The 23,136-nt window shown below is 67.5% G+C and carries 22 protein-coding genes and 3 pseudogenes; 8 read left to right on the top strand and 17 right to left on the bottom strand.

What is annotated here, in order from left to right; all coding sequences use genetic code 11:
- Positions 1-476 precede the first annotated feature (476 nt).
- From rox to V5E28_RS41480, 6 genes are all read right to left on the bottom strand, one after another.
- Complete coding sequence (gene rox / locus V5E28_RS41505) at positions 477-1,901, bottom strand: rifampin monooxygenase (RefSeq protein WP_336215477.1); 1,425 nt, start codon at positions 1,899-1,901, stop codon at positions 477-479.
- A 451-nt stretch (positions 1,902-2,352) separates the two neighbouring features.
- The gene (locus tag V5E28_RS41500) at positions 2,353-2,742 is read right to left on the bottom strand and encodes a response regulator (RefSeq protein ID WP_336215388.1); all 390 of its coding nucleotides are present in this window, start codon (positions 2,740-2,742) and stop codon (positions 2,353-2,355) included.
- The gene (locus tag V5E28_RS41495; protein WP_336215387.1) at positions 2,718-3,806 is read right to left on the bottom strand and encodes a sensor histidine kinase; all 1,089 of its coding nucleotides are present in this window, start codon (positions 3,804-3,806) and stop codon (positions 2,718-2,720) included. Before V5E28_RS41495 ends, V5E28_RS41500 begins: the two co-directional genes overlap by 25 nt.
- 7 nt (positions 3,807-3,813) lie before the next feature.
- Positions 3,814-4,512, bottom strand: a complete 699-nt coding sequence (locus V5E28_RS41490; protein ID WP_336215385.1) for an ABC transporter permease — start codon at positions 4,510-4,512, stop codon at positions 3,814-3,816.
- A complete protein-coding gene (locus V5E28_RS41485; RefSeq protein WP_336215384.1) occupies positions 4,509-5,222 on the bottom strand; it encodes an ABC transporter ATP-binding protein in 714 nt (237 codons plus the stop codon). Before V5E28_RS41485 ends, V5E28_RS41490 begins: the two co-directional genes overlap by 4 nt.
- A gap of 206 nt (positions 5,223-5,428) precedes the next feature.
- Positions 5,429-6,355: an ArsR/SmtB family transcription factor gene (locus V5E28_RS41480; RefSeq protein ID WP_336215382.1), complete on the bottom strand. Its 927-nt coding sequence runs from the start codon at positions 6,353-6,355 to the stop codon at positions 5,429-5,431.
- Positions 6,356-6,491: 136 nt separating this feature from the next.
- On the opposite strand from V5E28_RS41480, the gene V5E28_RS41475 reads away from it, so the two are divergent.
- Together V5E28_RS41475 and V5E28_RS41470 are read left to right on the top strand one after the other, a co-directional pair.
- Positions 6,492-7,400, top strand: a complete 909-nt coding sequence (locus V5E28_RS41475; RefSeq protein WP_336215380.1) for an aldo/keto reductase — start codon at positions 6,492-6,494, stop codon at positions 7,398-7,400.
- A 17-nt stretch (positions 7,401-7,417) separates the two neighbouring features.
- Positions 7,418-7,567: pseudogene (locus V5E28_RS41470) on the top strand (IS256 family transposase); the annotation flags it as partial.
- A gap of 66 nt (positions 7,568-7,633) precedes the next feature.
- Here the strand turns inward: V5E28_RS41470 and V5E28_RS41465 are convergent.
- From V5E28_RS41465 to V5E28_RS41450, 4 genes are all read right to left on the bottom strand, one after another.
- On the bottom strand, positions 7,634-7,993 hold the full coding sequence (locus V5E28_RS41465; protein WP_336215377.1) for a nuclear transport factor 2 family protein: 360 nt from the start codon (positions 7,991-7,993) through the stop codon (positions 7,634-7,636).
- Positions 7,994-8,555: 562 nt separating this feature from the next.
- Complete coding sequence (locus V5E28_RS41460) at positions 8,556-8,732, bottom strand: hypothetical protein (protein ID WP_336215375.1); 177 nt, start codon at positions 8,730-8,732, stop codon at positions 8,556-8,558.
- A 1-nt stretch (position 8,733) separates the two neighbouring features.
- Entirely contained in the window at positions 8,734-9,426 is a 693-nt protein-coding gene (locus tag V5E28_RS41455) for a CBS domain-containing protein (protein WP_336215374.1), read from the bottom strand.
- A complete protein-coding gene (locus tag V5E28_RS41450) occupies positions 9,423-9,647 on the bottom strand; it encodes a CBS domain-containing protein (RefSeq protein ID WP_336215373.1) in 225 nt (74 codons plus the stop codon). Before V5E28_RS41450 ends, V5E28_RS41455 begins: the two co-directional genes overlap by 4 nt.
- Before the next feature lie 448 nt (positions 9,648-10,095).
- Here V5E28_RS41450 and V5E28_RS41445 point away from each other — a divergent pair, with 448 nt between their 5' ends.
- A complete protein-coding gene (locus V5E28_RS41445) occupies positions 10,096-10,284 on the top strand; it encodes a hypothetical protein (protein WP_336215371.1) in 189 nt (62 codons plus the stop codon).
- A 668-nt stretch (positions 10,285-10,952) separates the two neighbouring features.
- On the opposite strand, the gene V5E28_RS41440 is transcribed toward V5E28_RS41445, so the two are convergent.
- A complete protein-coding gene (locus V5E28_RS41440) occupies positions 10,953-12,362 on the bottom strand; it encodes an alpha/beta hydrolase domain-containing protein (protein WP_336215370.1) in 1,410 nt (469 codons plus the stop codon).
- A gap of 255 nt (positions 12,363-12,617) precedes the next feature.
- On the opposite strand from V5E28_RS41440, the gene V5E28_RS41435 reads away from it, so the two are divergent.
- The 3 genes and pseudogenes from V5E28_RS41435 to V5E28_RS49785 all read left to right on the top strand — a co-directional run.
- Positions 12,618-13,487, top strand: a complete 870-nt coding sequence (locus V5E28_RS41435; protein ID WP_336215369.1) for an LLM class F420-dependent oxidoreductase — start codon at positions 12,618-12,620, stop codon at positions 13,485-13,487.
- Between the two features lie 439 nt (positions 13,488-13,926).
- Positions 13,927-14,244 (top strand): helix-turn-helix domain-containing protein, encoded by a 318-nt coding sequence (locus V5E28_RS49790; RefSeq protein ID WP_442945948.1) that lies wholly within the window; start codon positions 13,927-13,929, stop codon positions 14,242-14,244.
- Between the two features lie 216 nt (positions 14,245-14,460).
- A pseudogene (locus tag V5E28_RS49785) lies at positions 14,461-14,802 on the top strand (nuclear transport factor 2 family protein); the annotation flags it as partial.
- A 70-nt stretch (positions 14,803-14,872) separates the two neighbouring features.
- On the opposite strand, the gene V5E28_RS41430 reads toward V5E28_RS49785, so the two are convergent.
- The 6 genes and pseudogenes from V5E28_RS41430 to V5E28_RS41405 form a co-directional block, all read right to left on the bottom strand.
- Positions 14,873-15,091 carry a hypothetical protein gene (locus V5E28_RS41430; RefSeq protein WP_336215479.1) on the bottom strand — a complete coding sequence of 73 codons (219 nt, stop codon included), beginning with the start codon at positions 15,089-15,091 and terminating at the stop codon, positions 14,873-14,875.
- A 14-nt stretch (positions 15,092-15,105) separates the two neighbouring features.
- Positions 15,106-15,616, bottom strand: a pseudogene (locus V5E28_RS41425) (Tn3 family transposase); the annotation flags it as partial.
- Positions 15,617-16,093: 477 nt separating this feature from the next.
- Complete coding sequence (locus V5E28_RS41420; protein ID WP_336215367.1) at positions 16,094-16,864, bottom strand: calcium-binding protein; 771 nt, start codon at positions 16,862-16,864, stop codon at positions 16,094-16,096.
- 36 nt (positions 16,865-16,900) lie between these two features.
- On the bottom strand, positions 16,901-17,758 hold the full coding sequence (locus tag V5E28_RS41415) for a calcium-binding protein (protein ID WP_336215366.1): 858 nt from the start codon (positions 17,756-17,758) through the stop codon (positions 16,901-16,903).
- Between the two features lie 10 nt (positions 17,759-17,768).
- On the bottom strand, positions 17,769-18,026 hold the full coding sequence (locus tag V5E28_RS41410; protein WP_336215365.1) for a hypothetical protein: 258 nt from the start codon (positions 18,024-18,026) through the stop codon (positions 17,769-17,771).
- Between the two features lie 21 nt (positions 18,027-18,047).
- Positions 18,048-18,554: a hypothetical protein gene (locus V5E28_RS41405; RefSeq protein ID WP_336215363.1), complete on the bottom strand. Its 507-nt coding sequence runs from the start codon at positions 18,552-18,554 to the stop codon at positions 18,048-18,050.
- Between the two features lie 637 nt (positions 18,555-19,191).
- On the opposite strand from V5E28_RS41405, the gene V5E28_RS41400 reads away from it, so the two are divergent.
- Positions 19,192-22,575 (top strand): ATP-binding protein, encoded by a 3,384-nt coding sequence (locus tag V5E28_RS41400; protein ID WP_336215362.1) that lies wholly within the window; start codon positions 19,192-19,194, stop codon positions 22,573-22,575.
- Positions 22,576-22,591: 16 nt separating this feature from the next.
- Positions 22,592-22,873: a DUF4242 domain-containing protein gene (locus V5E28_RS41395; protein ID WP_336215361.1), complete on the top strand. Its 282-nt coding sequence runs from the start codon at positions 22,592-22,594 to the stop codon at positions 22,871-22,873.
- Positions 22,874-23,136: the final 263 nt, after the last annotated feature.

Here is a 23,136-nt window from a genome sequence, read left to right as displayed (position 1 = left end):
GGCATATGCCCGCTCATGTCCCCGATGGGAATCTGCTCCGGTTTCGTTCCGATTGCCCGCCACGACCTGGTTCGGCAGAATGCCGTCCATGATCGACAATCCGCGACCCGGCTGGATAAGCCTGGTGGGCGTCCTGGCGGCCGGCGCGGTGTTTGGCGCGGCGACCTCCCTGGCCAATGCCGTAGCCCGTCTATCTGTGGATCTGGAAAGCCGGGAAGCGACGACCAACGGGTGGTCGTTCATTGAGATTGTGAGCGTGCTGCTGGACTCTGGCTGGGCATGGGCCGGGCTGGCGGTGCTGGCGGGATTCCTGGCCACCCGCGTCAAACAGAGCGGTCTTGGGGCTCGGGCGCTGGGCCGGGGCGCCGTTGCCGGTGTGGTGACCCTGCTTGCCGCCACGGCCTCCAGCCTTCCGAGGTCAGTCGCTACTGGCCGTTCCGATCCTTCTCACGGGCCTCTCGGTTGCTCAGGCGAAATCAGTCGGCGGGCTTGCCGAACCAGCGGGAGAGGTGGTCGTCCAGGTCCTGCTGATCGTCGCCGATCCAGGCTACGTGGCCGTCGGGGCGTAGCAGGACGCACGGGACATCCAGTTCCGCAGTGGGATCCGCAAGGTAATCGACCCGGTCTGACCAGCCGCCGACGGTCAGGCGTTCGGTGCGGTCCAGCAGCAGGCCGCGGCCGCGATGCAGCAGACCGTAGAGGTGGCCCTGTTTCACGTCGATGTCGCGCAGACGGCGGCCGAGCAGGTCGGGGCCTTCGCCGAAGTCGTAGCGGATGCCGATCGCGGTGATCTTCTCGATCAGATAGCGGTTCACCTCGTCGAAGTCCATCAGTTCGGTGAGCAGCCTGCGCACGGCCTGCGGGCCCGGTTCGGTGGACAGCAGTTCCATCTGGGCGCGGGTGTTGTCCAGCACGTCCTCGGCGACCGGACGACGTTCGGCCTGGTAGGTGTCAAGCAGTGTTTCCGGCGCCCGGCCGCGGATCTGTGCGGCCAGTTTCCAGCCGAGGTTGAATGCGTCCTGCACGCCCAGGTTGAGGCCCTGACCGCCGATGGGTGGATGGATGTGCGCCGCATCGCCGGCCAGCAGCACCCGCCCGACCCGATAACGTTCGGCCAGCCGGGTGGCATCCCCGAAGCGGGACAACCAGCGCGGGGAGTGCACGCCGAAATCGGTTCCGGCGATGGTGCGCAACTGTTGTTTGAAATCCTCGAGGGTGGGCGGTTCCGCACGGTCGCTGACTCCCTCGGCGGGGACGACGACGCTATAGACCCCTTCGCCGAAGGGTCTGAGCCAGAATGGCTTATGGGTCTCGCTGATTTCGGTCGCCTTGGCGGCGATCTCCTCCTGCGGCACACCCACTTCCATCTCGCCCATCAGCGTCTCGGTCCGCGAGGGCTCGCCGGGGAAGCCGACGCCGAGCAGTTTGCGCACCGTACTGCGCCCGCCGTCACAGCCGACGAGATAGCGCGCACGCAGCTGTTCCCCGTCGGCCAGCTCGACGGTCACACCCTCGTCGTCCTGCTCGAAACCGGCCACCGCACAACCGCGCCGGACCTGCGCACCCAGTTCGATCGCATGTTCTTCGAGGAGGCGTTCGATGGCCGGCTGCGGGATGCCCAGCAGATAGGCGTGCGCGGAATCCAGGCCCTTGGGCGCGGGTTTGGCGATGGCGGCGAAGAAACCGCCGGCCGGACGCTGTCTTCCGTGTTGGAGAATGCGATCCAGCAGTCCGCGCATTGCCATCAGCTCGAGACTGCGAATATGCAGACCGACTATGCGGACGAACGACTTGGGCTCGGTCTCCTTCTCCAGAACGAGTACCCGCACGTCGTGCAGCCGCAGTTCGGCGGCCAGCATCGCGCCAGTCGGCCCGCACCCGGCGATGATCACGTCGAACATGAGGGGCGCGCGATCGGCGTCGGAGGCCGGCGACCGGAGCCCGGGGACGTCGCCCACCGTGGAGTCGCGCTCGCCCCTGTCGTTCGACGGCGGCTCGGCGGTGACCTGCTGAGAGTGCATAGGTGTTGCCTTTCGGGAGTGCCTTGTTGGCGAGGCGCTCCCGGCGACACCTACGGCAATCGCCCGACCGTGACGGTAAGGGGGAGCACCCACATCGATACAGCGTTCATGGGTCTCACCTCCTCGGGCGGTGTCACGGTCAACTGCAAGCTACAAGCCCGAGCATCATCCCGTCCAAACCTTTTCCAGCCACGGGCCCGTGCGGTTGCCGGGCGAATCCGGCGTGGCGGCCCGGCCGGTCCCGGCCACGGTCGACGGTCTGATCCTGGCCGCCCCGAGGCAGACCGGATCTCGGAGGGCGCTGCCCATACCCCGACAAATCAGAGACCAATCAGCCGCCCCGACAGGCAACACGCCCACCCCATGAATGATCAGGGTTGGACACCACGCGGCCGACGCTGTTCAGATAGCCCGCCACGCCCGCGGCCAGCGCCCGCGACACGTCCGCGTCGGTGTCGTACGTGGTCAGCACGATGACGTGGACCTCCGGATGCTCCGAGCGCAGCCGCTCGATGGCGCCGACCCCGTCGAGCCCTGGCATGCGCAGGTCCATCAGCACCACGTCGGGACGCGTCGCCCGAGTCTGGGCGAGTGCCTGGTGTCCGTCGGCGGCCTCGGCGACCACCTCGATGTCGGGCACGCCGTGGAAGATGCCGCGCAGCCCGTCGCGCACCACCGGATGGTCGTCGACGATCATCAGGCGCACGGGATGCTCAGGCACAACGCGGTCCCTCCCCCCGGCGCCGACTCCACGGTCACCGTACCCCTCGATCGCGAGGCGCGCTCGCGCATGGCGATCAGCCCGTAGCCACCCCCGGCGGCGGCCGGGTCGAAGCCCGTCCCGTCGTCGAGCACGTCCAGCGTGACCTCCTCGTCCATGTACGACAGGGTCAGCGCCGCGCGCCCGGCCCGCGCGTGCCTGGCCACGTTCGCCAGCGCTTCCTGCGCCGCCCGCAGCACCGTCGTCTCCACTTCTGACGGCAGCCGCCGCAGCTCGCCGTCCACCGAGACAGTCACGAGCACACCAGTGGCGGCGGACCAGCGCTCGGCGACCGCGGCCAGCGCCTCGTGGAGCTCGGCCCGCTCCAGCGGCTCGGGGCGCAGGGCGTCTACGGAGCGCCGGGCCTCGTTGAGGCTGTCGCGGGCCAGCTGCTTGGCCAGCGAGATCCGCTTGCGTACGGTGTCCGGGTCATCGATCCTCTGCTCGGCCGCCTCGAGCTGGGCGATGATCCCGCTGAACCCCTGAGCGAGCGTGTCGTGGATCTCCCTGGCCAGTCTGGCCCGCTCCTCCAGCGTGCCCACCACCCGGTTCTGCTCGCTGTGCCTGATGAGATCCCGGGCGAACAGCCCCATGACGGTCGCCAGCATGATGTTGCCCACGAGGCGTCCCAGGACGGACGGATCGTGGGGGATCATCTCGATCAGCCCGCCCGCGGCGGATGAGGAGAAGACGAGCATCACCGTGCCGGCGTAGCCCCATCGCCCGGGCAGCAGGAGGTACGGCAGTGCGAACATGCCGAACAGCGTCGTCTCGTACGCCGAATCCATCCTGATCAGCGCGAACTGCAGCGCGATCAGCACCAGCAGGTGCCAGGCCATGGGATTGAGCCGTTCGAGGAGAGCGGGCCTGCGCGCGACGAAGAACGCGTACCAGCCTGCCATCAGTGCCGTGAGCGCGAGCGTGGCGGGATCAGGACCTCCCTCCAGGAGCACGATCGTCGCGGCGACCGTGAGGCAGGTGTAGAACAGCAGGTGGAAGACCCGGACCCAGCCCGCCTCATCCATCGCCCGATCACTCCCAGCGGAACAGCGCAGCCGCCACGGCGGTGCCGAGGACGATTATCCCCGAAAGAATCAGCAGGGGCGGCAGCGTCGGGACGTCGGACCAGCTCTCCCGCAGGGCGGTCACGGCGTGGGTGAGCGGCAGGTAGTCGCCGATCGTGTGCATCGTCTCCGGCCCGCCTTCGCGGGGGATGGCCGCGCCGGCCAGGAAGATCATCGGAAACATGACCAGCAGCCCGATCAGCTCGGCGGTCCGTGCGCGTGGCACGACGGCGGCGATCACGAACCCGATGGCGTAGCACATCAGCGCGCTCAGCACGAAGGCCAGCGCCAGCCAGGCCGGATGTGCGGGCGGGTCCACCCCGAACCCGATCATGCCGACCCCCATCACGATGGCCGCCCCGGCGAGCGCCATCGAGAGCTGGGCCACGATCTGCGCGGTGAGCAGCACGAACGGCGAGACTGGGGTGGTCGCGAGGCGGCGCAGCACCTTCCGCTCCCGGTAGGTCGCCAGCGTCGCGGGCAGCGCGGTGATCCCGCCGATGGCCAGGATCATGGCCAGGTAGCCGGGCACGCGGATCTCGAGCTGGTTGCTGCCGCCGTTCAGCACGAGAAGCATGAACGGGAAGGCGACCATGAAGAACAGGCTGCCCGGGTCCCTGGCCAACAGCCTGAGTTCCGTCGCCGACAGGTGGGCGAACGCCTTCATCGCCCCTCCCCCAACAGCGCGAAGTACGCCTCCTCCAGAGAGCCGGTCCCGGTCCGGCCAATCAGCTCGCGGGGGCTGCCGAGCGCGATGATCCGGCCGTTGCCGAAGACGGCGACCCGGTCGCACAGTTCCTCGGCCTCGTCCATGAAATGGCTCACCAGCACCGCCGTGGTACCGGAGGCCTTGAGGTCGCCGATGAGCGTCCATGTCTCGCGGCGGGCGACGGGGTCGAGGCCTGTGGTGAGCTCGTCGAGCACCACCAGTTCGGGGCCGCCTACCAGGGCCATCGCGAGCTTGAGCCGCTGCTGCTGGCCACCTGACAGGTCGCCGAACGCCTTGTTCGCGATCGGGCCGAGCCCCCAGCGCTTCAGCACCGCCTGCCAGTCGTCCGGGCGATCGTAGAACGCCGCGAACAGGCGCATGGCCTCGGCCACCCTGAGCCGGTCGGGCAGCTCACCCTGTTGGAGCTGCACGCCTGTGCGCTGGGCGAGGGCGCGGCGGCGTCTCGCGGGGTTCTCACCGAGCACGCGTACTGTCCCCGAGTCCGGCCTGCGCAGCCCGACCAGGCATTCCACCGTGGTGGTCTTGCCCGCGCCGTTGTGGCCCACGACTCCGAACGTCTCTCCCTGCGCCACCGTGAACGACACCCCGTCGACCGCCCGGGTGTTTCCATAGTTCTTGCGGAGGTCCTCGACCTCGATCACCGTCATGCTCCGAGCCTGGCCGGGCACGAGGTCGCACGGCATCGCCCGATCGTGCGGACGCCATCCTCCTTCCGGAGGATGGCGTCACCTCGGCGTGCACTCGCAGATGGCCTCGACCAGGCCATCCCTGGTCCCAGCCTCAGCGGCCAAATCCATTGTCAGCAGGCTCCAAGTGGTCGGCTCCGGAAATCCTCCGGGGGGTGACCCGAATCTCAGGCGGATGCTGCCTTGAGGAGGGTTTCGGCTGCCATGGTGCGGGCGTAGAGGACGGACCGGCCGGCGCGGTGGGCGCTGACCAGGCCCACATTGCGCAGCGCGGTGAGATATTGGGATACCCCGGCCGGCGAGAGTCCGGTGCGGTGGGCCAACTGTGTGGTGGAGGCGGGGGTATCCAGTTCGGCCAGGAGCAGGGTCCGCGAGCGGCCGAGTACGGCGGCGAGGGCGTCGGCTCGGGGGGCGGGCCGCGCATTCCATATGGAGCCGACACCGCGGGCCGGATAGACGAGTTGCGGTGGATCCGGCAGCGTCGTCCGGGTGCGCAGCCCCGGTCCGGTGAAGGCCGAGGGGATCAGCAGCAGTCCTGTACCTGCCGTCTTGCGGGTCAGCGGCTGCTTTCGGCGGGTCATCAGCAGCGCGTTGTCGTCCCAGCTCACCGTAGTGTGCAGGTCGTTGAAGAGGCGGCCCGCGCCGTGCTCGGCGACAGTGCGGGCCCGGTGGAGGATGTCGGCGTCCAGCACGGCCCGGATCCGTGCCCAGTAGGGGGCGAGTGCCAGCTCCCAGTACGTTTCGATCTCTTCGGTGACCTTGGCCAGGTGGGTCTGCGGGTCGGCGCGCAGGGTCCGCAGCCGCGGGCCGAGATTGCCCTGGTGGCGGGCCAGGTGGTCGAGGTCCTGGCGGACCCGGTCGGCGGGCGAGGCCCGGATCGCCTCCCATTCTGCCGCCGGTGTGGGGGCCGGTCCGGCGGGGGCCGGGTTGAGGAAGTCGGGGACGTAGCCTGTGGGCGGGATCAGCTCGGAGAGCCAGCCCCGGTCCAGCCCGGCGGCCACCATGCGCGGCCGTACCTGGTCGGTCCAGGGGCGGTGGACCGGGTGCGCGGTGTTGGACCTCAGCAGCCGGAAGCTGGGCGCGACCTCCCACATCGGTGAGACGGCGAACCGCACCTGCGCCAGATCGCTCGCCGAGAACGCCAGCTCTGCCAGGACGACTACTCCTCAATGGATTCAGGCATGTGTGAATCAATGGCAGGCCAGCCTACCGTGCGGAGATGATCCTGCCATGACCTCACAGACGATCACCGCGGCCGCATCCGGCACTTGGAAGCTGGGCGACCGCACGGTCAACCGGATCGGCTTCGGCGCCATGCGCCTGACGCAGCACGGCGAGGCGTTCGCGGCCGATGCCATCCCGCGCGACCGCGACCAGGCGATCGGCGTACTGCGCCGCGCGGTCGAGCTCGGCGTGAACCACATCGACACCGCCGCGTTCTACTTCTCGCAGCTGCGCTCCGCCAACGAGCTGATCAACCGGGCACTGGCCCCCTATCCGGATGACCTCGTCATCACCACCAAGGTCGGACCGGGCCGCGATCCCTCAGGCCAGTGGCTGCCGCACGCCACCCCCAAGCAGCTGCGCGGCCAGGTCGAGGAGAACCTGCGCCAACTCGGCCGCGACCACATCGACGTGGTGAACCTGCGCATCATCGGCACCGATTCCATCGCCGAACGCTTCGGCGCACTCGCCGAACTGCGCGAGGCCGGACTCATCCGTCACCTGGGCCTGTCCAACGTCCACCCCCACCACCTCGCCGAAGCCCAGACCATCGCACCAGTGGTCTGCGTCCAGAACATGTACGGCATCGGCGCATCGCCCGAGCAGAAGGAGTTCCTGCACATCTGCGGTGAACAACGCATCGCGTTCGTACCGTTCTACTCGATCGCCGGCACCGGGCGCACGGTCGGCGCGGCCTCCGGCGACATCAGAGATGTGCACACCATCGCCCGCTCCCGCGGGGTGAGCGCAGCCCAGATCCGGCTGGCGTGGACCCTGCACCAAGGGCCCCACGTCCTGGCCATCCCCGGCACTGGCGACCTCGACCACCTCGCCCAGAACGTGGCCACCGGATCTCTGCGCCTGTCGGAGGACGAACTCACCGTCCTGGACTCCCTCCACCACGAAACAGCATGAACAAGACCCCATGACACGAGCAGGCCGCACTCAAGTGCGTCTACATGGCGATCATGAGCCTGGACCCGACCGGCAAAGGCCGCAAACGCTGGATCACCCGCTGGAAAGCCGCTCTGAACGCCTTCGCCATCACCTTCGAAGGCCGCCTGACCCCGACCACCCGCTAGAACTAATTCAAGATCGAGTTACACCATTTACTGGACACGCCCGTACCTGCGGATGAAGCCGGGCCGTCATCGGCGCCAGAAAGCGTCGTGGGCGCGCTGGTCGGCCACATATTCCCAGCGTTCCACGACCAGCCCTCGCTCGAAGCCGTAGACGATGAAATTGTCCATCTCGACGCGCTCTCCACGGCGCTCCGCTGTCCAGCGGTGCAGAGTGACCGAGTAGGAGTCGTTGGCCTGTACAGAGAGCAGCCCGGTCTGGAAGGTGCCGCCCGTCTCTTCGAGCACGAGCATGCCGAGCCTGCTGATGGCGTCCTTGCCGCGATGCTCGCCTGCCACGATGCTGTCGCCGCCGATGTGGAAAATGGCGTCGTCGGCGATCAGGTCGAGATAACCGGTGGGATCGCCATTGCCGATCAGATCGTACAAGCGCCGGGTAAGCACGGCGTTCGGGTGTGTGTCAGGTCTCATATGGTCACCATGCCGCAGCGGCGTGGCGAGATGGCATAGATCTTTGGTTATAGGTCGCTCGGCTGTACAACGGGTCGGACCGAGCGGGCGCAGTTAGGCCGCCGACGTTTTGATCAGGTGAATCGAGCGCAATGAGGACCTGTTCTTCTTGTTGGTACTCCAGCCGTAGATTGTGATCTTGCTGCTGGGGCCAGGTGAGAACGAGTACGGCCACCGCGTGATCATCGTGTGTGTTTTGAGGGCAAAGGAAGATCAAACGGAGGCCGCGGGCCATAGCGTAGCGCTGCGCGGTGGAGTGTGATGATGGGCGACCTGGTGGCCAAGGTCGCGGGCCGGTTCGCGCGCCCGGCACGGTGGCCGTGGTCCGGGAGAGCTGTAGTGGTCGATGAGGCGGAGCGCCTCCTCGCAGGTGTGGACGGTGAAGGGCGACCGCGCAGCAGCGCCTCAAAGATCTTTAGGCGCAGGTCCGTGGTGCGGCCGTCGAGGGGTGACAGCAGCGCTCCCTCGCCTTGGACCCTGGTCAGGCCGCCCACGCGATCGTCTTATGCGTCCCTGCTGCTGCCTCCGGCAGGAGATCGCGTTGAGCGCCGGCTCGCCACCATCGGCGCCTCACGGACGGCCGGGCCTGCGAGAGCGCGCCCGTGTCGCGCAGCCTGCCGATCAGCGGGTCCGGCGAGTCCAGGACGGCGGACTCCATGTCAGGCTCCGTCCCACATGGGGTAGTCGGCGATGTCGTCGTGCTTCCAGTTGAGCTCGTCGTGGACGGCGACGAGGCCGTCGATGTTCTCGGCCAGGCGAACGGCGGTGATGGCATGGCTGTGCTCGGCGAGTGTCCCGGACAGGGTGACGACCGCGTCGGTTACCGTGACGTCCAGGCCGGCGGTGTCGGCTCGCACGGCCTCGCGCACCTGCTGCTCGATGTCCTTGTCGGAACGCAGGAAGACCTTGATCAGGTCGCGGCGGCTGACGATGCCGATCAGGCGGCCGCCGGCGTCGACCACGGGCAGTCGCTTGACGCCGTGACGGTCCATCAGACGCGCGGCCCACACTACGGGCGCGTCGGCGGTGGTGACGTGGGCGGGCGAGGTCATCAGCGCGCCGGCGGTCTCGCCGAAAGACTTGCGGTAGCCGCTGCCCTCGCTGCCGGCGGCGTGGCGGATGCGGGCGCGCAGTGGCGGCCGGTAGTCGTCGCCGTAGTAGCGCTCCTTGAACTCCTCCTTGGCCAGCAGGTCGGCCTCGGAGACGACGCCCAGGACGCGATTGTCGTCGTCGAGCACCGGCAGCCCGCTGACGCCCCTGCTGATGAGCAGCTCGGCCACGGTGTGGAAGGAGGCGCCCTGGTTGACGGCCACCACGTCGGTGGTCATGACGTTCTCGACGGTGGTTCTCATGGTGAACTCCTGATGTGGTGTCTGACTCGGACGATGCCGGGCACGGTGCGGGCGAGCAGGTCGGCCTCGGACACCATGCCGAGCACATGGTTGTCGTCATCCAGCACCGGCACGGCGCTGATGCCACCGGTGATGAGCGCTTGGGCGATGTCCTTGAACGGGGTGGTGGCGGTGACGGAGACGACCTTGGTCGTCATCACGTCCGCGACGGTCATGCGCATGACGAGCTCTTTCCTGTGCTCTGTACGGCGAAGTCCGGTTACTTCCATCACAACTCCGGCCGGAAGCGGGGTGTAGGGCCGGAAGTCCTGGTGGTCGTGGTCGTTGGTCAGCGCAGGCGGCGGAGCAGCTGGGAGGGCTGCGGCTCGCAGGGAGCGAGTCTGATCCGGGCGACCACGGTGATCGCCCGGTCCGGTGTGACGATGACCGGGTTGAGGTCGAGCGGTCATCGTCCCCCTCATCGTGTCGGAGTTCGTCTCCGCTCTTGTTCGCGAGGTGCACGGTCACATCCGTCCAAGGGCATCCGCCGGCGGGCCCAAGGTCCTTTCGGCGACATGGGGTCAATGTGCCCTAAGACACATGCCTTCGGGTCGTTCGCCTCAGACATCAGGGGCGGACTGAGAGAAGGTGAGGTCACCTGAAGCCCATGAGCCAGTGAGGGTGATCGAAATGGCCGTTCTCCTCAGCACACCGCCTGTCCACGACGACCCTCTGCACGAGACGTACTTCGCACAAGCCGCCGGCGCCCTGGAGGTCCACCAGGCAGGCACCGGGCACGCCTGCGTCTCCTGCGCCACCGCATGGCCCTGCGCGCCGGCGCTGGCCGCGGCGTTCATGCTCGAACTGCACTCCGCCTGAAGAACGAAGGTCCCTTCGCTTCGGCGACCTACGGCACTGCCGCATGCGGGCCGGGAGCCGGACGGTGGAGGCGGGGTGAGAGCCATCCCCTGCCCGCAGCGAAGAGCCACTTCGCGTCCCAGGCACGCCAAGGACTCGGTGGTGCCCCAGAACCAGCCGCGTCGGATCGCCGCTTCTGATCGGCGCCCGCCGCGGCCGGCAGGAGCATGCCTCTCCGCGCACCGCGGTGGGGGTTGAGGCGTGGCGATCCACCCAACGCGGGCGACCGGGCGGCGCTCAGGCAGACTGGCGCTGCCTCGACCTGGCGGGCGTCCGATCCGACGAAGTCGCCGCCGAGGTCGCCCGGCATTCAGGGGCCCAGCGCGTCCTGGGCGGCCTGCCACTGCTCACCGACGGTCAGCACAGGCGCCAAAAGGTCTTGGGCGCGCAGCAGAGCGTTGGCAACGGGAGAGGTAGCGGTCGGTGACGGAGCCGTCGATCTCGCAGTAGTTGCGTTCCATCGGAGCCGAGACGAACCGGTTGCGCAGGCGTACGCACCCGAGCGTCATGGGGGAGCCGATGCGGGTTGCGCTCGGTCACGGACGCGGCCCGGACCGGCCCGTGGGCGTGAGGCCCCGGGAGCGGCGGAGGATGGCCGGGCCGCACTTCCGTGATCGCGACATCCCCTCCTACCTCCCTGTCCGGGAGCGTTCGGCGTCGCGGATGGTCCTGTCGGCGTCTCGCCTGGTGATGAAGCCGTCGCGCAGGTTCCGCTCGGTGACCTGGCGCACCTTGGCCACATAGTCGCGGTGGCTGGGATACAGCCCGTCGAGGGTCGTCTCGTCGAACGGGATCCAGGTCCCGCCCTGGCGGCAGGCGCTGGTGGTGGCGTCGGTCAGGCCGATGTTCCAGCCGGTGTTGCGCTCCGTCGGGACGTCCACCGCCGCGAGCCGGATGCCGCCGCGAGCGATCTGGTAGGCGTCCCTGGAGACGGTGGCGGGGCTGGTGGTGACGTCGGTGATCTCCAGCTTGGGGGCGGCGGGCGGCCTCCGGTCCTCCCGCGCCCAGCGCACGGCGTGGTCGAACATCGCGTTCAGTACGAACTCGTACGGGACGTTGCTGCGCGCCGGGGACACGCAGGGCGCGGTGGGCCCGGCCAGCAGCCCCGACACCCCGGCGTCACGTAGCCGGATCGAGTTGTTGACGAGGTACGCGTGCCGGTCGGAGTGCGAGGCGCCGGCGATCTCCCAGTACGTGTAGCGCTCGCTGTCGGGCTGGCGGCGGGCGGCCTGGTTGGCGAGGACGTCGTACTCGGCGGCCGTCTTGAAGACCCTCGTGGTCAGGTCGGGGCGGATCTGCACGCCGCCGTCCACGACGGTGATCACGTCGTAGACGGGCGCGAGCGGGTGCACCGAGTTGGCGTAGACCGCCAGCCGAGAGGCCGACTGGGACTGGCCCGTCGCGATCAGCGTCCTGACCTTCAGGCTGCCGAGGGGCCGCGCCCCCCGCGGGTCTGTCAACGCCCTGGCGGCCTGGCTGAAGACGTCGTAGGCGAGGCCGTCGTCGGTGACGGTGCCGCCCGCGGTCAGGTCGAGGCCGCCGTACCGGGCCGGGTTCCATGCCTTCAGCCCCGTGGGGGAGTTGACCCCGTTGCGCTGCGCGCTCACGCCCACCCACGCGTACCCCGCGTCCAGGATGTGGCGGAAGGAACGGGACCAGACGACCTCGTAGTCGAAGTTGTTGGTCACGTTGTACCACTCGACGACGGCGGTGCCGTTGAACTTCTTCGGCGAGATCGGCCGGCGGACCACGATGCGGGTCCTGTAGGGGTGGCCGCTGTCGATGACCGTGCCGGTGGCCTGGTCGGGGGTGGTATAGCGGCTGGCCGTGCCCTCGATGAAGTACTCCTCCTCGACGTATCCGGCCTTTTCCAGGTCCTGATCGGTGGCGAAGAAGGGGTGGTCGCGGGGCTGGCCGGTCGATGGGATCGGGCCGGTCACGGTGGGGACGGCCGATTGGTCGACATGGGCGTTCGTGGGGAGGGTGGGTGCGGTGATCAGCGCGAGCGATAACGAGCAGGTCAGGAGGAGGGGGCGCATGGGGGGACTCCATCCCGCAAGTACGAACTAGGTAGTTCATAAAGCTCCGTGAGTGCGGCCGCAAAGTCAAGGGAAGATTCGCATCGCTGCCGCGCACGCTGTGCGGACCAGGTGATCGGGGGGCTCCGGCCCAGGTGCGCGTGCCCGCCGGCTTCGCTTCGGGTGCACGCGAAGAGCCCCCCAGAGGGTCGCATGCGGATGATCGGCCGGGGCGCGATGATGTTCAGGAGTCGCCGCAATTGACGGGAGCCATGCATGCGGATCGGTGTTGTCTTTCCTCAGACCGAGATCGGCGCGGACGCGGGCGCCGTGCGAGCCTACGGGCAACGGGTCGAGGAACTCGGGTTCCGGCACGTCATGGCCTACGATCACGTCGTCGGCGCCGACCCGGCGATCCACCAGGGCTGGGCAGGCCCCTACGACGTGCGGACCACGTTCCACGAACCGATGGTCCTGTTCGGGTACCTCGCCGCGCTGACCTCGCTGGAACTCGTCACCGGCATCATCATCCTGCCCCAGCGGCAGACCGTTCTGGCCGCCAAGCAGGCGGCGGAGGTCGACCTGCTCACCACCGGCCGGTTCCGGCTCGGCGTGGGCCTGGGCTGGAACCGGGTCCAGTACGAAGCCCTCGGCCAGGACTTCACCACCCGGGGCAAGCGCATCGATGAGCAGATCGGGTTGATGCGCCGGTTGTGGACCGAGTCGTCGGTCACGTTCGAGGGCACCTTCGACCGGGTGACGGGAGCGGGCCTGGCGCCCCAGCCCGTGCAGCGGCCGATCCCCGTCTGGGTCGGCGGGCAGTCGCCCGCGGCGTACCGCCGTGCCGGACGCCTGGCCGATGGGTGGTTCCCGCAGATGTCTCCCGGCCCGAAGCTCGACGAGGCCAAGGCCATGGTCGATGAGGCCGCCACGCAGGCGGGCCGCGACCCCTCCGCACTCGGCATGGAAGGCAGGGCCAGCTGGCAGGGCAGCGCGGAGGAACTGCGCGAGCTGGCCCAGCGGTGGCGGGAGTCCGAAGCCACGCACCTCGCCATTGACACCATGCGAGCGGGACTGCGCTCGGTCGACGAGCACCTCGCCGCGCTGGAGACCGCCGCCGACGCGCTCGGACTGCGGAAAGGCTAGGCGGTCAGGCGGCGCCGTTCGCGCCGCGCTGACCGCCACCGTGGTGTAACGCATGGTGAGAAGCTGCCTCCCATCGTGTCGACGGCGGCGCCGATGCCCACCCGCACCTCCATTATCGGCAGGCGCAATTTGGTTCCTCGCGCTGAGCGCAGCGCGGGGGACTGCGAGGTATGCGCGCGACGCGTGATGGTAGATATGGGACATGGATCGCGACCGGCGGCAGAATCGATCACTGATCTCTGCTTCCGGAATTCCTCAGTGCCCAACCTGAGTATTGAGACATTCTCGCTGGCCGAGCTTCGGCTGCGCGTTCCGCTTGAGCGCCTACGGCGTCCTGCGCGCCTGGAGTTCCATCAAATCAGGCATCAGCTGACCGCGCTGCTGCTGCGGATCGCCGCCCTGCCGCCTTCAGAGCCTGCGGTGACCATGGCGACCGGCAATGACGCCTATCGCCGATTCCGCCGTGAATTGGAGGACCGCTTCGCGTCTACGCACCGGGTCGAGGAGTACGCCGCGATTCTCGGCTACTCGGCCAAGACCTCAATCGCTCCTGCCGGGCTGCGACCGGTCACAGTGCCAAATCGCTCATCGACCGTCGCATCGTCCTCGAAGCGAACGTCTGCTGATCCACACCGAATATCCGGCATCGGCGATCGCCCACAGACTGGGCTTCGATCAGGCGACGAATTTCGGCAAGTACTTCGCGCACCACGTGGGGATGACTCCCGGCAAATTCCGAGCCTTCAGCAATGGCTGACGTTCCACTCGGCCGACGAGCCGCCCTTGGACGGTTTCTACCATCGCTGGTCCCTGTCCGACCTTCCGCATCCCAGCCGTAGCGGGCGACCTCTGACTACCGGCCGGGATAGCCGAGTAGCTGCGCCGGACCTCCGCCAGGCGCGACACGTTCCCCCGGCCGAAAGGGATCACATTTGGTCACAGGCGGCGACGGGCTGGAGGAGGAGATGTCCAGATGCCTTGGTTTCCTGAATACAGCCTGGCGTTGGAGCTGGCACGTCGGCAGGTCCGCAGAGGAGATCGGCCTGACCCGGTCGCCGAGTTCGTCGCCGCCCTGAACAACCGCGATGCGCACGCCTTGCCACCTTCCTGGACAGGTGAGCTGGTCATCCACGATCCACGGGAAGGGGAGATCCGCGGCCATGATCGAGTGCGCGAGTTCGTCGACCAGAGCCGCGCGTGGCTAGCCGGCCACCACGCCCGAAGTGAGGTCGTGGCCACCACCGCCGCCGATGGCCGTGCCGTGGTAGAGCTGCTGGTACACCTGAGGATGAACGCCCAGGACCTAGCCTGGGCCGTCACCGTCGTCGCCGAATCACCGGACGATCAGTCGGCGACATTCCGTGTCTACTACAGCCAGTGGCCGATCAGCGGTCGGCATCACCTGCGGCGCGCATCCGGTCGAAGAGCGGCGTGTACAGCTCGACGGCCTGCCGCGCGCGATCGGGCAGGTTCTCGGCCGCTTCGACGCCGACCGGCTCGCGACGCTGCACGAATTCGCCGAACTGACCGTACGCGTCTTCGAGGAGGAGTCGATACGACTCGGCGAGCGTTGACGGCCGCTGACCAGCCAGTTCGCTCGACAACCCAAGATAACGATCGGATCGACCAGGGCGAGCAGGTGCATGGTCTTGTCGATCCGGCCGTACTCGGCGAACGCCGCACCCGGCGGGGTCGTGTGGCCCTCGCGGCCGAACATCCGCAGCAGGTCGTAGGCGCGGACCTGGTTCGTGATGAGCGATCCGGCGACGCGGAGCATGTCCGACCGGTGCGTGGCGATCCGCTTGAGGATCACCTTATTGCAGGTCACGGCCTCCAGCGGCCCGTACCCGGCGGCCGGCCGTCCCCGTCGGGCAGGTTCGCGCGCCAGAACCGCTGGTCGTGCAAGTCGCGGAAGCGCGGGGCGAAGCGGAAGCGCGGGGCGAAGCGGAAGCCGAGCATCTTGTACAGGCCGAACGCCATGTCCGAGTACGAGGCGTTGTCGGTCGCGACCATCTCCGGCTTCACCCCGCCGTCGAGGTTCAGCAGGGTATCCAGCGTGTACAAGCTGTCGCGCGGGGTGCCGCGCACAACCATCGCACTGATCCCGCGATCTGGTCATTGACAGCGTTGAGAAGTGGGCCAAGCTGCTCAAACCCGCCGACCAGCGCGGGCTGCACCACTGTTCTGGCAGCACGTCCAGCCCTACGGCGAGGTAAGGCTGGACGTGGCCAAGCGCCTGCCACTCGGCGGCCGTGCGGATACCACGCGAGCGGACGCCCCCGAGTAGGCCGGACTCAAGCCATAGCCCACGCCTCGGAACTTGATCGACAACGGATCGATCAGTGGCGTTAGCACGCCGACCCGGGCGGAGTTGCCGCTATCCACCGTTCCGATGTCGTTGGGGCAGACCAAGTACCGAGAGAGGGCAAGGCCCCTTGATCGCTTGTCGAAGACCTGGGCCGAGCTCTCGCGACCTCGCTGAGCCTGAGTTTGCTGAGCGGCTCGTCCGACAATGAGCCCGAACCCCTCTAGCCATGACGAGCCGCCATCCGGTTGATCGTCTGGCAACTTGTCCGGGGGGAGAAGACGGTCTTCTGCAATCCGGTTCAAGGGCAGCTGATCGCAACCATGAACGAGGTGCAGATGTCGAATCCGGACCCGCCGAAGCCGCGATCATGGATCCCGGCCTCACCGTGGAGCCTGTCTCGCCCCGCGTCGCCGAAGATCGTGTCGTTGCCGGTGCCGCCCAGCAGGCGGTCGTTGCCGTCTCCGCCCTTCAGGGTGTCGTTTCCCGCGTCGCCGCGAATCACGTCGCGCTCCGTGCCGCCGTGGAGGGAATCCGCGCCGTCGCCACCCCAAAGGGAGTCCTGCCCGGCGTCACCGTAGACGCGGTCGTTGCCCTGCTCTCCGTAGAGCTTGTCGTTGCCGGTGTTTCCGTACAGCCTGTCGTTGCCCGCTCTGCCGTAGAGGTTGTCGAATCCGGATCCTCCCCGCAGCTCATCGTCACCCTGTCCGCCGGTGACGATGGCCCGTACGGTGATGGACGCCCTCACGTAGTCGTCGCGATCGCCGACGCGGACATCGACGGCGTTGATGTTGGCAGCAGTGCACCTGACCCTGGTCGGATCGATCCTGGTGCAGCCCGCGCCCGGGGTGAGGGGGACGACGTCCTCGACGGTGTAGAAGTTGCTGTCGCCCAGGGTGATGGTGACCTTGTTCACCTCGTTGGCTCTGGCGATGTACATGAGGGTGGAGCCGTTGACGATCGCGACGCTGCCTGGAGGCGGAACGGCCTGCGCCGTTGCTGGTGCCGTCATAGAGACGGCGATCGTCCCCGCCGCCGCGACCGTGGCCAGTGCCGTCTTGAGTGCTCGCATGGTGAAGCCTTTCGTATGCAGATGATGTTCGATGTTTCACGGGTTGCAGTTCAGCTGTTGCTCGGCAGAGCAGGTGTCGGTGCCCGTCCCGCCGTCGGCGAAGTCGGTGCCGTCCGCGCCGTTGAGCTGGTCATGGCCGGATTCGCCGAAGAGCTCGTCGTTGCCAGGTCCGCCGTTCACGACGTCATCGGACCCGTCGCCGTGGAGCGTGTCCTTGTCGGGGCCGCCGTCCACCCGGTCTTTGCCGGTGCCGCCTGCCAGATAGTCGTCACCTGACTGACCATGCAGCTGGTCGTGACCGGTCCAGCCGTACAGGTGGTCGGCACCGGGCCCGCCGTATACCCGGTCGTCGCCTCCCTCGGCGTCCATGACATCGTTTCCCGGTCCGCCGTGCGCCTCGTCGTTGCCGAGACCGAGCCAGAAGAAGTCGCGCGCGCCGTTGCCGTGCAGCTTGTCGTGGCCGTTCTGACCGAGGAGCTGGTCGGTGTTAGAGCCACCGGTCAGCTGGTCATCGCCCTCGCCGCCCACGATGCGCACCGGCGCCGAGATGTTGGCGGTGACGATGTCGGCACGGTCGCCTGCCAGGACGACGACCCTGCCGAGCGGGCCGAAGAGGCAGCGGACCTTGGTCCTGTTGTTGGGGTCGAACCACTTGCAGCCGGGTCCGGGATTGATTCTGGCGATGTCGTCGATAATGTTGAAGGGCCCGCTCCTGCTGATGACGACGTTGTTGGACACCCCCTGGCCTGCGGTGAAGGTGAGGTTTTGGCCGGTGATCTTGGCAGCGCCGGGAGCGGGCGGCGATTGGGCAGCGGCGGGCGGTGCCTGGGTCATGGTTAGCGCGCCGGCGGCCAGGGCCGCGACGAGCAGGCGGGTTGTGGCGAAGTGGTTCATCGAAGAGTCCTTACTTGGCGCAGAGCGCCTGGACCGACATCCCTGAGGCGGGATGCCTGGTCATGGTCAGCTTGACGGTGCGCAGGTCGGGGGTCGGGTAGAGGTCGTTGATGTGCACGCTGCCCTGGTCGGTGAAGTTCGCTCCGCCGCCCAGCCCGTGCACGAAGGTGCCAGGCGGGCAGGTGATAGTGGTCTGCGTACCGACGGAGGACCAGCGCTGCTTACTTTCGAGGCCGGGGATTCGGGCGTCGGGGACGCAGGCCTGCATCAGCGGGCCAGAACTTGGGGACTACAGGTCGCGCGGCGAGACGAACGGGAAGATCGTCTTTGTCGTACCGCATTGCGTCGGCGCGAGCCTATCCCAGGGCGTCTGGCAGACGGTGACGACGATCTTGTCTACGTTGTCACGCGTGAACCTGATTTTCGTGAATTTTTCGGGGCCGCACTTCACGTAGTGCTTGAGGGGACCCCATCCTCCGTTGAGGTGGTGCACGCCGAACCGCGCGTACGCGCACTTGCCATGGGGCAGAGGCCGGAAGTCTCTGTCGTACAGCTTGCCGGTGATGACCACGCGATTCTTTCCGAACCCGCCGAAAGTTACCTTGACGTGGCCTTGTGCGAACGCCTTCTTGTTGTGGGACGTGAACCACCCGGGCTTGGCTGGCCAGTGCCTGTTGTAGTTTAAGATCTTCGGGTTCGGCGTCGGGTCGGGTGTCGCAACCGAAACCATGCTTCCGGTGGCGACGGAGGCCGCCGACATCGCTGTGATCAGCAGTGCTTTGATGTAACCGCGCATGACTTGCCTCTTTCTGTAGTGGATGAGTTGTCGCTGAACGGGGAGCCACCGTCGGCCCGCGAAAGCGGTCTGTGCTCATACGGCAGCCCTGATTCGAGGGCTCGGCACCGCAGGGCAGAAAGCCTGTGAAGGCGCGACCCATGCCATAGATTCGGGCCCGGAAACTTTGGCGACTAGGTCAAGCCGCCGTGTGCCTGCAGCGCCGTGCCGATGATCGGATTCCCAGAGCTGGATCGACAGAGCGATCGGACCGCTTGCGCCGTTGCCGGCGTCCTTGCGCGGCCACGCCACATTGGCGTTGTCGGTGGAGTCGAACATCTGTGAGCACGTGGTGTGAACTGCCCGCCGAGGTCGAAGGAGGTGAAAATGTACGGTTCGTTGGACCCGGCGAAATCGAATCCCGATGCGCTGATGCAGGCGAACTTCATAGCGCGCACCACATATCTCAGCTGAGTCATTTCCTTTTGTCTTTCGGCTATTCCTGTCATTGGTGGCGGGAGTGCTTCATAAACATACGAGCCGCACAATTCCCTGTCATGACCGGATCTGATCGTCTTTCACCGGGCAGACGGCAGTCCAAAGAGGGTGCAACGATGGTCAGGACTGACTACTCTTGACGCGGGGGGAGTTGGTGGAGATGGCCGACGCCGCCGCGTCGTTCTTGCACGCGAAGATCGAAAGCCAACCGAGTGGGACGGCTGATCAGAATCGGCAGCTGCTGCGAAAGCTGTTCGCGCATCACGGTGGCCGGGAGCTGGCCAGTGGACCCGGCGAATTACTGATCTCTTTCGCCGGCGTAGCCAATGCGATCATGGCCGCGGTGCGGGCGCGGCGCTCGACCGCCGTCTCCGGCAGCTTGCGCATCGGGGTGCACGTAGGCGAGGCGGGTCCAGCGGCGGAGATCTCCTTGCTCGCGTCCGCCGGTCAGATCCTCGTTTCGCAGACCGCGAAAGATCTCCTCGACCAAAACAAGCTCTCCGAAATAAGCCGCCTGGAAAGTCGAAGGCGCGGCCCACCTCAATTCCCGGTGTATGAGGTCATTGCCGCCCCGGAGATATCCGATCAGGGGAAGATGCCCCTGCCTCTATCGCTCCGTTCGACAACGCCGTTCTCATTTGTCGGCCGTGTGTCCGAGCTGGCAATATTAGAGTCTCTCCTGCCACTGGCCGAAGAAACAAGCAGGCGTGTCGCGTTGATCCGGGGGGAGGCAGGCAGCGGAAAAACACGGCTGGTCCGCGAATTCGCGCACGCAGCCGTCTCGCGAGGTGTGCGCGTTCTTTATGGGGCGTGTGACGCGGTAGTGAACGCCCCCTACCAACCATTCGCCGAGGCGCTGGAATTCCTCGTTGGCATCCTGGACTCAGAGATGCTGAGCGACTGCCTGGCCGGAAACGGCGAACTGAGTCGCTTGCTGCCCGATCTGTCACCGCGCCCAACAGTCGCAGCGGCCGACCCCGACACCGAGCGGTACCGGCTGCACGTAGCGGTAGCTGACCTGCTCGAACAGGTCAGCCGCCACCTACCGGTGCTGCTCGTCGTCGACGACGCACACTGGGCCGACACCCCGTCGCTGCACCTCATCCGCCATCTGATCCGGGCCAGTCCCGGAGGGCGACTGCTGCTGGTCATCGCCTTCCGCCCAGGCGAAGCCGACATCCTCCCCGAATTCGCCGAGGCGCTGGCCGACATACAGCGTGCTGAGGGAGTGACCCACCTACCGCTCCGCAGCCTCAATGAGGACGAGGTCCAGGACTTTGTCCGACATTCAGCCAGGGTCGGCCCGGACGTAGACGTCCTCACCACGGCACACGAGATCGGCGAGCTAACCGGCGGCAACCCGTTCCTGCTCGGTGAGCTGTGGCGCACCCTCGCCGAGACCGGAAACATCGAGGTCACCGCCCGGCAGGTCCGGCTGACCAGATCCACCGCACGCCTGAGCAGCCCAGACAGCGTCCGTGACGTGGTACGGCAACGGCTGCAGCGCCTCTCGCCCGAGGCCGTGGCCCTCCTGGAGATGGCGGCCGTCATCGGTCCCGAGTTCGACCTCAAGGTGCTCGCCGACGCAGCGCGGATGGGGAACGGCTCACTCATGTCCTCGCTGGACGAAGCCGTACGTAGCGGGATGCTCCAGGAGGGCGCAGAGTCGTCCGTCCGCCTCGTCTATCGGTTCGCGCACGAGCTCGTGCGCCGTGCCCTCTACGACCGGCTGACCGGAACGCGCCGTGCCGAGCTGCACCTTCGGGCAGGTGAGGCGCTTGAACGGGCAAACTCCTCGCGCCTGGAGCGCGTCCTGCCCGAGCTCGCCTATCACTTCTCTCTGGGCGCGGCAATGGCCGGGCCGGAGCGGGCCGTGGAGTACAACGTCCGCTCGGCCGAGGCGGCCATGGACTCCTTCGCCTTCGAGGACGCGGCGGCCCAGCTTAAGACGGCACTGCGACTCGGCGTCGGCGATGAGCATCGGCGGGCGCACATCCAGCTCGATCTGGCGCTGGCCTGCCACCGGGCAGGTCAGTCTCCCCAAGCTCTCGCCGCCTACGGCGAAGCGGCGGCCCACGCCCGTGTGCACGGCGATGCCGAGATGCTGGCGCAGGTGGCGATCGGCTTTGAGGAGGCGAGCTGGCGGCCCGCTCGCGCCCACGAACAGGCCACGATGTTGCTCAACGAAGCCGTCTCAGGGCTTGAGGACGACTCCCCGCTGCAAGCCCGCGCGCTCTCCCACCTCACCCGCGCGCTCGTCTTCACCGGGCAGCTGGACAAGGCCCTCGAGACTCGGGAGAAGGCTGTCGCCATGGCCCGCCGTACCGGCGATCGACAGGCACTGGGCCGGGCGCTGGCCCAGGCCTACTACGCACGCGGTCCGATCCCGTACCCGGACGTGATCGCGATGCTGAGACAAGCCCGCGAGCTGGGAAACGAGCTAGGCGACGCCGAACTGGTGGCCGACAGCACGGGGTGGCTGGCCGTCACACTGGTCGAGCTGTGCGATCTCGACGCGGCAAGCGGCGAGATCGAGGGCCTGCGGCGGGCGGCCGAGCAGACCCACCAGGCATTCCCCCTCTACACCGCCTACCAGAATGGTTCGGCGCTCGCGCTCTGCGCGGGACGACTGGCTGACGCCGAGACGATGGCCGAGCAGTCCTGGTACTGGAGCCGCCGTTTGCACGGCCGCTCCCGGTCCGCCGAGTACGGCCTGCAAATGTTCAGCATCCAGCGCGAACAAGGCCGGCTCACGGAGCTCCGACCGATCATCGAACTCCTGGCTGGGGAGGACAAGGCCGCGGTGTCCTGGAGGCCCGGGCTGGTCGCCCTACTGGCCGACCTCGGCCTGAAGAAGGCGGCCCAGGCAGAGCTCAACCGGCTTCTCGCCGACGGGGTGACGTCCATCCCGCAGGACGGGCTGCGCGTCGCGTCGCTCTCCTACCTCGCCGACGCCTGCAGCATCCTCCAGGACGCCCGCTGCGCGGCCTTGACCTACCCGGCGCTGCTACCCCTGGCTGGCGGTAACGTCCGGATCGGCCAGCTCACCGCCTGCTACGGCGCGGCCGACCGCTACCTCGGCATGCTCGCCGCGACCATGAAGGAGTGGGACAAGGCCGAAGCCCACTTCGAGCTGGCCCTGGAACTGAACACCCGCATGGGCGCGCACACCTGGACGGCGCACACGGCCTACCAGTACGGGCGCATGCTTCGCAGCCGCGGCTCCCTACCGGATCGGCAAAGGGCCACGCAGTTACTCGCCGACGCAACCCGGTTGGCTGAACGCCACGCGCTGCGCGCCCTGGCCTGCAAGATCAGCGCACTCGAAGAGCTTCCCAGCGCCCCCGACGGACTCTCCAACCGCGAGGTCGAGGTGCTACGTCTCGTGGCACAGGGGCGCAGCAACCGTGAGATCGGCCTGCAACTGCACATCAGCGAGCACACCGCCGCGAACCACATCCGCAGCATCCTGCACAAATCCGGCTCGGCGAACAGAACCGACGCCGCGTCCTACGCACATCGCCACGGCCTCATCCAGGATTGAACCAAGGAGCCATCCCATGCCGCTCTACCTGATCGAACGCCACTTCGCCGAGCAGGTCGATCCGACTGATGACAAACTCAGCCTGATCGCGGAGATCAACCTAGAGGAGAAAGTCACCTGGTTGTTCTCGTTCCTGGCCGCGGACCGGCTGCTCATGTACTGCCTCTACGAGGCCCCCTCCGCCGAGGCGATCAAAACTGCCGCCCGGCGCGCCGACCTCCCCGCAGACGCTGTCCGCGAGGTCAGCCGCGAAACTGCCGACACCCTCCGACAGGCAGCGCGTATTGGAGCAGGCTAGAGCACGGTCCGCCTCCGCTCGGTCCTTCGCACAGTGGGCGGCAGGCACCTATCCGGCTCTTCGACGGGACGCAAGGAACTCCTCGGCTATGCCTCGATCAAGCCTGTCCGTAAGGCTGGCCCCACCAGCCGCCATCTGTCACATGCCAGCAGGCGGGCAGGGACCGTAAGAAGAACGGCTCTGTCGCTTTCTCACTGGACAGACCCTCCTGCCTGCTGCGCAGTGCCGAGATCACGCCGTCGGCAGAGCGGTGAGGTCCAGGC

The sequence above is a fragment of the Nonomuraea sp. LPB2021202275-12-8 genome (assembly GCF_037044575.1).
Classification (GTDB): Bacteria; Actinomycetota; Actinomycetes; order Streptosporangiales; family Streptosporangiaceae; genus Nonomuraea.
The sequence above is the reverse complement of the archived record's forward strand: the minus strand, read 5'-3'. Positions and strand labels throughout refer to the sequence as shown.

Bases quoted from the DNA above. Each gene is read 5' to 3' on its own strand.
- V5E28_RS41435 (WP_336215369.1), top strand. From the start codon at position 12,618: ATGCGGATCGGTGTTGTCTTTCCTCAGACCGAGATCGGCGCGGACGCG.
- V5E28_RS49790 (WP_442945948.1), top strand. From the start codon at position 13,927: ATGACGCCTATCGCCGATTCCGCCGTGAATTGGAGGACCGCTTCGCGT.
- V5E28_RS41445 (WP_336215371.1), top strand. From the start codon at position 10,096: ATGGCCGTTCTCCTCAGCACACCGCCTGTCCACGACGACCCTCTGCAC.
- V5E28_RS41485 (WP_336215384.1), bottom strand. From the start codon at position 5,222: ATGACGGTGATCGAGGTCGAGGACCTCCGCAAGAACTATGGAAACACC.
- rox (WP_336215477.1), bottom strand. From the start codon at position 1,901: ATGTTCGACGTGATCATCGCCGGGTGCGGGCCGACTGGCGCGATGCTG.
- V5E28_RS41410 (WP_336215365.1), bottom strand. From the start codon at position 18,026: ATGCAGGCCTGCGTCCCCGACGCCCGAATCCCCGGCCTCGAAAGTAAG.
- V5E28_RS41405 (WP_336215363.1), bottom strand. From the start codon at position 18,554: ATGCGCGGTTACATCAAAGCACTGCTGATCACAGCGATGTCGGCGGCC.
- V5E28_RS41420 (WP_336215367.1), bottom strand. From the start codon at position 16,864: ATGCGAGCACTCAAGACGGCACTGGCCACGGTCGCGGCGGCGGGGACG.
- V5E28_RS41480 (WP_336215382.1), bottom strand. From the start codon at position 6,355: ATGTGGGAGGTCGCGCCCAGCTTCCGGCTGCTGAGGTCCAACACCGCG.
- V5E28_RS41460 (WP_336215375.1), bottom strand. From the start codon at position 8,732: ATGGAGTCCGCCGTCCTGGACTCGCCGGACCCGCTGATCGGCAGGCTG.
- V5E28_RS41395 (WP_336215361.1), top strand. From the start codon at position 22,592: ATGCCGCTCTACCTGATCGAACGCCACTTCGCCGAGCAGGTCGATCCG.
- V5E28_RS41400 (WP_336215362.1), top strand. From the start codon at position 19,192: ATGGCCGACGCCGCCGCGTCGTTCTTGCACGCGAAGATCGAAAGCCAA.
- V5E28_RS41495 (WP_336215387.1), bottom strand. From the start codon at position 3,806: ATGGATGAGGCGGGCTGGGTCCGGGTCTTCCACCTGCTGTTCTACACC.
- V5E28_RS41415 (WP_336215366.1), bottom strand. From the start codon at position 17,758: ATGAACCACTTCGCCACAACCCGCCTGCTCGTCGCGGCCCTGGCCGCC.
- V5E28_RS41450 (WP_336215373.1), bottom strand. From the start codon at position 9,647: ATGCGCATGACCGTCGCGGACGTGATGACGACCAAGGTCGTCTCCGTC.
- V5E28_RS41455 (WP_336215374.1), bottom strand. From the start codon at position 9,426: ATGAGAACCACCGTCGAGAACGTCATGACCACCGACGTGGTGGCCGTC.
- V5E28_RS41475 (WP_336215380.1), top strand. From the start codon at position 6,492: ATGACCTCACAGACGATCACCGCGGCCGCATCCGGCACTTGGAAGCTG.
- V5E28_RS41490 (WP_336215385.1), bottom strand. From the start codon at position 4,512: ATGAAGGCGTTCGCCCACCTGTCGGCGACGGAACTCAGGCTGTTGGCC.
- V5E28_RS41440 (WP_336215370.1), bottom strand. From the start codon at position 12,362: ATGCGCCCCCTCCTCCTGACCTGCTCGTTATCGCTCGCGCTGATCACC.